At 45.6% G+C, this 9,705-nt stretch carries 10 protein-coding genes; all 10 read left to right on the top strand.

From position 1 onward, the window contains the following. Positions 1–1,492 (top strand): T9SS type A sorting domain-containing protein (locus tag VIM89_RS08125; RefSeq protein ID WP_488155650.1); only part of this gene is annotated, 1,492 nt, incomplete at its 5' end. 161 nt (positions 1,493–1,653) lie between these two features. Beyond that, a complete protein-coding gene (locus VIM89_RS08130; RefSeq protein WP_488155651.1) occupies positions 1,654–2,079 on the top strand; it encodes a type IV pilin protein in 426 nt (141 codons plus the stop codon). A gap of 1 nt (position 2,080) precedes the next feature. Continuing rightward, on the top strand, positions 2,081–2,605 hold the full coding sequence (locus tag VIM89_RS08135) for a hypothetical protein (protein WP_488155652.1): 525 nt from the start codon (positions 2,081–2,083) through the stop codon (positions 2,603–2,605). Further along, on the top strand, positions 2,602–4,035 hold the full coding sequence (locus tag VIM89_RS08140) for a GspE/PulE family protein (RefSeq protein ID WP_488155653.1): 1,434 nt from the start codon (positions 2,602–2,604) through the stop codon (positions 4,033–4,035). The genes VIM89_RS08135 and VIM89_RS08140 overlap by 4 nt, the downstream gene beginning before the upstream one ends. Before the next feature lie 14 nt (positions 4,036–4,049). Beyond that, complete coding sequence (locus VIM89_RS08145) at positions 4,050–5,981, top strand: hypothetical protein (RefSeq protein WP_488155654.1); 1,932 nt, start codon at positions 4,050–4,052, stop codon at positions 5,979–5,981. Then, a complete protein-coding gene (locus VIM89_RS08150; protein WP_488155655.1) occupies positions 5,903–7,204 on the top strand; it encodes a hypothetical protein in 1,302 nt (433 codons plus the stop codon). The genes VIM89_RS08145 and VIM89_RS08150 overlap by 79 nt, the downstream gene beginning before the upstream one ends. A gap of 4 nt (positions 7,205–7,208) precedes the next feature. Beyond that, the gene (locus VIM89_RS08155) at positions 7,209–7,727 is read left to right on the top strand and encodes a hypothetical protein (protein WP_488155656.1); all 519 of its coding nucleotides are present in this window, start codon (positions 7,209–7,211) and stop codon (positions 7,725–7,727) included. A 454-nt stretch (positions 7,728–8,181) separates the two neighbouring features. Further along, positions 8,182–8,769, top strand: a complete 588-nt coding sequence (locus VIM89_RS08160) for an OmpH/Skp family outer membrane protein (protein ID WP_488155657.1) — start codon at positions 8,182–8,184, stop codon at positions 8,767–8,769. A gap of 6 nt (positions 8,770–8,775) precedes the next feature. Beyond that, positions 8,776–9,360, top strand: coding sequence for a hypothetical protein (locus VIM89_RS08165; RefSeq protein ID WP_488155658.1), 585 nt, complete (start codon positions 8,776–8,778; stop codon positions 9,358–9,360). 19 nt (positions 9,361–9,379) lie between these two features. Next, positions 9,380–9,705, top strand: a 326-nt coding sequence (locus VIM89_RS08170; protein WP_488155659.1) for a hypothetical protein, incomplete at its 3' end; no start/stop codon positions are given.

Here is a 9,705-nt window from a genome sequence, read left to right on the forward strand (position 1 = left end):
TTTCTGGTGGCGCGGGCATAGTCCGGAGACCCTATTGCCTTATGATACAGGTACTGTTCCTGTAGCAGGAGCGGTTCAGGCAACAGGTTTGCTAAATATCGGAAATATTACTTGCCATTATTGGTTGGACGGCACAACCTCATTCGGCCAAACCTCTGCAGGTGCGAACGGCTTGAACCTCGTCGGCAATCCTTATCCAAGCACCATTGACTGGACTACTATAAATAGCGGTGGCATCATTACGTCAAACATATCGACCCAGATATCTGAACTTAACCCGGCGACAGGAAGCTATGGAAATTACGATCAGTCCACTGGCGGCACCAACGGTGCAAGCCAGTATATTGTCAGCGGCCAGGGATTCTTTATCACGGCGACAGCTTCCGGTGCAACGCTGACTTTTACCGAAAATGCCAAAGTGAACCATCAGTTGGTAAACGGTGACCCTAATACCCCTTTATTATTAAGTAAATCACCAATAGCAGACGCCGGTCATCCCCATGTGCGCCTGGAAATGAACGCCGATGCGCTTCACGCCGAAGATGTGCTGTTTTGGTTCGATCCGGCTAATAAGACAAATTTCGAACCGGGCAAAGATGCAAGATACCGTTTAGGCTTTAACACAGTAAGCTTATCCAGCTTATCTACCGATGGTATACAATTGGGTATCGACAAGCAGCCGCTGCCGGGTAAGGACCGCCGCGTAATCGGTTTGAATGTCGACGCCACAAGTGACGGAACCTATCACTTTAATCTGCGTGAAGTTGCGGCAATACCTCAATTGTACAACATCTGGCTGGTGGATGCCCAGAAAAAGGATTCGGTGAACCTCCGGGTAAAGAATACCTACGATTTCACCATCAGCAAAGGCGACAATACAAGTTTCGGAGATCAGCGCTTCAGCCTTGTGATCGAACAGAATCCTGCACTGGCCTACAAGCTTCTTGATTTTACAGCAAGCAAGCTGCAGACAGTAAGACAGGTACAAACAGTTTGGAAAACCCGGAACGAGGAGAACTATACCAACTTTACAGTGGAACGCAGCACTGATGGCGGAAAGACCTTCGACGTGCTGGGCGCGGTAAAGGCAGCCGGCAACGGTAATTATAGTTTTATCGACAAAAGCCCGTTATCCGGAACGAATTTGTACCGTCTGAAACAGGAAGATATCAATAACGCCATTTCTTATTCAAAAGTAGTACCTGTTGAATATTCAGACAAAGGTGACGACCTGGTAAACAGCAAAATATCAATCTACCCGAACCCTGCGACCGGCAATATTAACGTTTCTGTTAAAGATGAATCTGCCGGCGCCGCAGCCTATAAGATCAGGATCGTCAGCACTATGGGTACTGTCGTGAAAGAGGTTGCTTCTCCGCAGCCGGGCTGGCAAGGTAACGTTTCAAGCTTACTTCCCGGGACCTATATGGTAAGGATATTTAACAGCAAAACCCAGGACATGGTGGCAGAAGGCAAATTTGTAAAACTTTAATCCGGGCTTTACCAAGTCCATAAACAACATAATTATCGATCTCCGACTTCGGCCTGGAGATCGATAATATCCTTACAAAAATTACACAACTTCAGTTGCATGGCGGCCAGAGTCTGGTATGCTTCAAATAAAAAGTTAGAATTAAGCTAAAACATAAAGCAATGAAAATTCATTCCTTTGCCCTGAATAAACGGGTTAACGCATACACCTTGACTGAAATACTGGTCGTCCTGGTGATTATTGGCATCCTGGTATTGCTGGTGCTTCCCAATTTGCTCCCCCTGATATCAAAAGCGAAAAGCACAGAAGCCAAACTACAGCTTGAGCATCTGCAAGTGCTCGAAAAGAATTATTTCTATGAGCATTCCAAGTATACCAGCGACCTGGCTGAACTGGGTTATATCCAGGAAAAATTGGCTACAGACGGTAAAGATGGCCGCGCCAATTACCGGATAGAGGTAATCGGTGCTACAAACACCACTTTTACAGGACGTGCTACTGCTGTAGTGGATTTTAATGGGAATGGTACTTTCAACGTATGGGAGATCGATCAGGATAAAAATCTAAGGGAAGTAAAACCGGACTGACATGCTTGTATTAAAACTCATAACTATTTTGGGACTGATCCTGGTTTTCATACAGGATATGAAAAGCCGTGCAGTATCGTGGGTGATATTTCCGTTGCTTGCAGTAGCTCTTCTGCTGCTTTACGGGCTGGATCATCGCGGACTCGGCGGCAAATGGATACCTGCATTGTTCAATACGATTTTTCTGGTGCTTCAATTGGTACTGATCTCGATCTATTTCTCCCTTAGAAACCGCAAGTGGACAAATGTTAGCGGTGGCTTGTTGGGCTGGGGAGACATCTTATTATTGTTCTGTTGCGCTTTTTACCTGTCTGCATTAAATTTCTTACTGTTTTATATCTCCAGCCTGATCCTTGTCATCCTGATATGGTCGCTCGCGGAAAAAAGAGGTGTAAAAGAAAGTAGAGGTGTACCGCTGGCTGGTTTGCAGGCTCTTTTTTTTGGTGTGTTCTTGATACAGGATTGGACATTGCATTGGTTCAGCCTGACCGATGATTATTGGCTGCTTAACCTGATGACACGATGAACACCGCCGAAGAGATCATAATTAAAACGGACGACCTGCACTGGCTCACTAAAGACCAGGCCTGGCACTATCGGGTGCTGCCGGGTAAACGTACTCAGCAGGAGCTTTGTCTGTATTGTGAAGATTCTGCGGATGTGGTGGCCTTATCTACGGAGCTGGAAGTGCTTCTCGGCTTGCCCATAGCGCTCCACCCTGTGCCGGAAAGTCGCATTGCAATGCTGCTTTCCAAATACTACCTGAAAGACAATGCACTACAGGATGCTTCCCGGTTGCAGGACTCAATTGGTACAGACGATTTCCTTACCAGCCTGATCAAAGAAGCGAAAAGCCTGAAAAGCAGTGATATCCACATTGAAACTTATGAACACAAATGTCGTGTAAGGATACGAATAGACGGAATGATGGTGGAGCGCTATTTATTAAAACAGGAAGAATACCCGGCGCTTGTCAATAAAATAAAGGTGCTGTCGGATCTCGATATTGCACAAAAACGCTTGCCACAAGACGGACGTATCAGCTTCAAATACAAAGATCATCAATTTGACATACGGGTATCCATATTGCCTGCGCTTCACGGCGAAAAAGTGGTGTTGCGCCTGCTGAACAACGACGCAACCAACATTGACCTGAATAGCCTCGGCTTTTCGGCGTTCGACCTCGATAACTATCTTCAGGGCGTACTTCGGCCAAATGGCATATTGCTCATCAGCGGGCCCACCGGCTCGGGCAAAACAACAACCTTATACGCCACTTTGAAGCTTCTGAATAAAGAAACAAGAAATATTTTGACTATCGAAGATCCGATAGAATATACACTGGAAGGGGTAAACCAGGTTCAGCTGAAAGAATCGATCGGGTTAACCTTTGGTGCCGCCCTCCGAACCTTTTTACGGCAGGACCCCGACGTGATCATGGTGGGTGAAATCCGCGACCAGGAGACAGCAAATATGGCCATCCGGGCCGCGCTGACCGGACACCTCGTTTTATCGACGATCCACACCAACTCAGCCTGGGGCACCGTCTCCCGGCTCATCGATATGGGGATACCGCCGTTCCTGGTAGCCAGCACACTGAACACGACGGTCGCCCAAAGGCTTGTTCGCCTGCTTTGTTCACATTGTAAGGAAAAGGCATCTTTCGATGAAAGTCTCTATCCAAAACAGTTCACCCCTTTTGCAAAGGTTGAACATCACTTCATTGCCAAAGGCTGCGAGCAGTGCTATTACACCGGCTATAAGGGGCGCAAGGCGGTATATGAAGTGATACCCCTCGATGGGGAACTGGCCAGTGAGATCAAAAACCGCAATATGGATATTAGGGCTCTGTTAGAACAGCGTAACATCCAAACGCTGGCGGAAAACGCCTTCAGATTGTTTGCCGAAGGGCTGTCGTCGGTGGAGGAGATCTACCCGCTATTATTTAATTTTTAAAACAGGTTTAAACTATGTTAAAGACTTTTATCCGCCCATTACTGATTCTCGCAATGCTTTGCTGCTCCGTAAGCCTGTTCGCGCAGCAAGGCCGCATACAGGTTCTGCAGAAAAGATTGGACAGCCTGGCCAGGATTGTGCCCGGCTTGAATCAAAAGGTACAGCTGCAGATCGTTGGCGGGAGCATACAACAATACTTATCCGGAATTTCGTCTTCTAATGCTATAAGTATCAGCATCGACCCCAAGCTGAATTTTACCGTCAACGATTCATTCAACGATGTAACCGCATCCAATGTGCTGGTGTTCCTCGCCCAAAAGTATAAACTGGATATCGGTATCGTTGGCTCCATTCTATACATCAGCCCCTTCCAGGAACCCGTGCAACAGGTGAAAATACCGTTGAAGGAAATTAATGCACACTATAATGCTGTAGATAATACCTTGTCCTTATCCCTGGACAATGATAGCCTTGCTGCCGTAGCGAAAAAAATCAGCCAAATCTCGGGAAAAAATATTGTGATTCAGGGCGGTCTGCAAACTAAGCGGGTATCCGGCTTCATCTCCGCTGCACCGTTCGAAAACGCAATGGACAAACTCGCATTTGCCAATGAAATAAAGGTCGTCAAAACAAACGATAACTTTTATGTTTTTCAACCACTTGCCGATAACGAGGAGCTCTATGTTACCGGTGATAAAGCGACTTCCACCAGACGCACTTTCCGGCCTCCTGCATCCGGAGCACCCGCCGGTTCTGCACAGGTCTTTAGCCGCGTGGTTAACGGGCAGAAGCTGCTTTCAGCAGATGCGGTTGGCTCCCCGATCACCAACCTGGTTAAACAAGTCTCACAGGAATTGAATAAGAACTACTCCATCTATACCGAACTTAAGGGAAATATAGACATCCATGTTAATGATATTACTTATGATGAATTTCTGGGGTTGCTCTTCCGGGGGACAAATTATACATTTCAAAATGAAAACGGCATTTACCTGATTGGCGACAAGACGATTGAGGGTCTGAGAACCTTTAAGGCGGTACACCTCCAGAACCGATCTATCGATACCATCATGAGTATGATACCAGCAGACTGGAAAAAGGGGCTTGAGATCAAAGAGTTCAGAGAGCAAAATACCATACTGCTTTCCGGCTCGATCAGCCAGATCAACGAAGCGGAAAATTTTATCAAATCCCTGGATATCCTGGTACCGGTTGTGCTGATCGAAGTGACCATGATCGATTTTCACAAGACCAGAACCATTTCTACCGGCATTTCCGCAGGGGTATCCGATAGTGTGAAGACCGGCGGCTCAGTCCTACCCGGCGTTAACTTTACATTCAGCGCTACGTCAGTGAACAACTTTTTGAGCAGTATCAGCAAATTTACTTCGATCAATCTCGGCCATGTCGTTCCTAATTTTTACGTCAGCCTGCAGGCGCTGGAAAATAACAATAATATAGATATACGCTCCATACCTAAACTAACGGCATTAAACGGTCATCCCGCAAAAATGAGTATTGGGAGCAAGCTTTATTATAAAAATACCACTCAAAACCTTTATCCTTCCGCCAGTACATCTACATCGGTTTTTACCAATACCTATACGCCTGTCGACGCGGATTTGTCTATAGATATTAAACCGGTGGTTTCCGGAGATGACCAGGTGACGCTGGCTATCAAGGTCAACGTGTCCGATTTTACAACCATACCGACAGATGGTTCTCCACCTCCGCAGTCTATCAGCCAGTTCGAATCCACATTGAGGGTGCATAGCGAGGATACCATTTTGCTGGGTGGGATAGAAAGGACTGAAAATGACCTGAATGCATCAGGTACGCCCATATTATCCAGGATACCAATTTTAAAATGGCTTTTCAGTTCCAGGACAAAAACAGCTACCAAAGTGACGACCGTTTTATTTATAAAATCGACCATTTTACGCTAAATACGATGAATATACTCGAACCTTATTACCGGATTAGCAACGTGACGGGGATTAGCCTTGAAATGCGTAATGATGGGACTATCCAGTGGCATTTGTGTAGCGTTTCGGCACGTGGAAAAGAACTTCACCTGGGAGAAAAAATAAGCGGAATAACTTCATTAAGTGGAGTGACAGATTATTTGCGCGCAAAAACAGCTGTAGCACTTAATCTAACAGGCAAAGGAATATTACATAAGCGGGTAGAAAAACTAGAGTCCATTGATCAGCAGGTTTTTGGCGGTATCATGCCCAACGCGAATCTGGAAGACTTTTATGTACAGCATTTCCCATCCGGCCAATGGTCTTTTGTTTCCATGATCAGGAAAACGGAGGCCGATCGATGGCTAAGTCAACTCAAAGAAATGGGATGGGTGCCATTGATGCTGAGTCTTGGCGGTTTCCCTATTGTTCATATCATCCATCAGCTCAACCTGTATGAATCAGAAATAACCATAGCGGGTCATTACGTTACGAGAAGTCCGCAGAGTGAATGGATAGACTATCAATTTAAAGAAGGCTCTGCTGCACAATTTCCAGTAAAGCTCGCCTCCGAGAGGATTGATGAACGGCTGTTGGTCCCTTATGCGGCTGCCTTCCAGCTTGTGATGAATGACGCGCTGAAGCCTGTCGCGGCAATGGCCCCGGCATTGGATAGTACATTGACAGCAAGATTGGCTCGTAATAAGTTTCGCACAAACGCTTCTGTAGTCATAGCCGTTTTTTTTGTACTGCTACTGACCAATTTTCTGTTTTTGTCACATTTGCAGCAGGCGAATGAACAATTATCTCTACAGGCCGGCCAGTTTGAACGAAGTGCCCTTAGCTCATCGGATAGACAAGCCGCTATAACGGAAAAAGAACGTCTACTGCGAGACATGGGATGGGAGGATGGCACAAAAAAAAGCATCCTGATAGATCAACTGGCCTCATTGATGCCTGAAGAAGTACAGCTGAGAGAAGTTGCGGTAGATCCGCAGGACATTGTCGCAAGCCGGAGCGAGAAGGCAACAGTATTTGCTGACAGGATGCTCAAAATTATTGGTACATCTGATAAGGTTGTCACGGTCAGTGAATGGATGGCAAGAATAAAGCTCAGGCCTTGGGTGAAACAAGTCCGCATGGACAGCTACGCCTACGACCGTGACCTGCGTACCGGCATTTTTGTAATGACTTTAAATTATTAAGACAATGCAGCGAGGGATTATGGAATCAAAATGGATATTGCCTGCGTTTGTAGCCACACTTGCTCTGCTGGGCTATCTGTTAGCTTTTAAAAACACAATTCGTGCCTGGCAGGAAAATACAAAGATAAATGAAATGCTGGCTACATATACAACGCCAGGAAGATCAATTGGATATGACAAGCGAAGACTAACAGAATTAGGCCAGTTACTCGGCCGTCTCAAAGCGGATACAGCCGGGTTCCGCAGCAATACACTATCCCAGGTAGCGGAAATTGCGGGGAAAGAAAATGTGAAACTGACCGAGGTCCCTGCGGCTGGCCTGATATCGCAAAGTAGAAGCATCCGCCTCCAAAAGCTGAGTTTTGAGGGGGATTATTTTGCGCTTCTAAAGGCATTGTATCGCCTTGAGCACGCAGCCGGAACAGGCTTTATCCGCTCAGTGGCACTGCGTAAGGAAGTGTCTTTGGAAAATGACGAAAAACCCCAAAAAATGATACTGGATATTTATTTGGAAACATTTTAATAAATAACTAATAATCAATAAAATACTAGTAATATCTGAACTTATCACATTAATTTAAGAGAAATATTTTCATTTCTTTATTGTTAATATGAAAAAATATTGTAAATTAGATATAGAGTTTTTAGAGAACTACATTTTACCAAACCCTATTAAATCACATGAAAAAAGCAGCCTTTAATTTCGTTCCTGAATAGGTTTTCTTAATCTGCGCATTGATCGCAGACCGACCGCTAAACGGCCTTTAATTTTTTTTTACGACCGACTATTGTCTGCCAAAAAAACAGACAGTCCGGACCTCGTTTTTGATAATTTTCTTATGCCTTACCGGTGGTTTTTCCGGTGAAACGGGTGGCCTATGCGCTATGTAGCTGCCTGTGAACCACGTAACCTCTAAAGCTCCCCGGTATTTACTACAGACTATACTAAAACAACACCGATATTAAAAATTACTATTATGCAAACAGTAAGCAACAAAACAACCGCGACAAATAAATTTAATTACCTGAAACTGGCCTATCACACCCTGGTAGTTGCCGCAGTCGTATTCCTGCTCGGAGCGATGACATTAAAGGATGACAAGATCGCCTATGTGGATTCAGGCAAAATACTCAATGATTACAAGGGGTCGGCTGAAGCAAAAAAGGCTTATGAGTCTAAAGCAAAGATGTGGCAGGCTAATATCGACACCCTTACCAACGATGTGAAAACCTCGATCGCAAAATATGAGAAAAGTATTGCCACTATGTCCAAGAAAGAACAGGATCTGGCTAAACAGCTAATCCGGTCGAAACAGAAGCAGTTGGAGGATTATCAGCGCGCGATCCAGGAAAATGCAAGACAGGAGGACGGAAAGCTAACCCAAAGTGTAGTTGCGCAGATCAATGCATATCTGACAAAATATGGCAAGGCTCACAACTATAAAATGATCCTGATAGCTAATCAATCCGGCACGATCGCTTATGCCAGGGAAGGTCTTGACATTACCAGCGATGTCCTGGATGGTTTAAACAAAGAATATCTGCCCGGCACCAAAACAAAATAATGGTTTATGAAAAAGCTCTTATTGGCCCTTGTTAGTTTACTGGCGGGTATGGCCCTGGTGTCATGTACCCGACCTATAAAAAACAAAGCTGCGCTGGAAAAATATGTGCAGGATTCGACCCATGGATTAACTCGCACTTACGAAGTGAACAAAGTAAAATCAGCCTTGACCTATTTACCCTGGCAAATGCTGGCCTCGAAAACCCATAGGAGCGATCCGGCCTCTTTGAAGGTTTTAAAGAGTAAATACTATTTCGTACTCGGACTGTCGGCCAACGGTAAAGAGTTACTTCGGCAACTGCCATATGAACAGTATAGCGAAATGGTACAGACCCTGGCATTCAGGCTGCGACCGAACGTGAGCATCGTCACCGACAAAGGGAAAGTAGTTGAAGCGGCAGACTGCCAGTTTCAGCAGACCTATGGAATGGGGAAGGAGAACGAAGTTTTACTGGTTTTCAACCGTTCCGAACTGCAGGATGCAAAGGAAATGGACTTGAAGATAAAAGAGTTTGGGCTGAATATTGGCAACCTGGATTATAAAGTAAGTTCCGGGGATATTGCTCAGCTGCCCGACACACAAATTAAATGAACATTAAAGCCTTACACCGATGCCTATCACAAAAAAAGCCAAATTGAGAATCAGGAAAAGCATAGCGCTTTTCCTGATGTTTACCTTGCTGAATCAGCTATTTGCGCCGAGCGTGGCATTTGCACTTACAGCAGGTCCGACGGCACCCGAAGCCACGAACTTCGAACCGATCGATACGACCGATATGGTCAATCCTCTGACAGGAGATTTCACCTACGGGCTGCCTTTACTGGAAGTTCCTGGCCCTGAGGGTGGTTATCCGCTCGCCCTTTCTTATCACGCAGCCTTAGAACCCAACGAGGAAGCCTCCTGGGTTGGTTTGGGCTGGTCACTCAATCCTGGAGC

The organism is Mucilaginibacter sp., from assembly GCF_036568825.1.
GTDB lineage: Bacteria > Bacteroidota > Bacteroidia > Sphingobacteriales > Sphingobacteriaceae > Mucilaginibacter.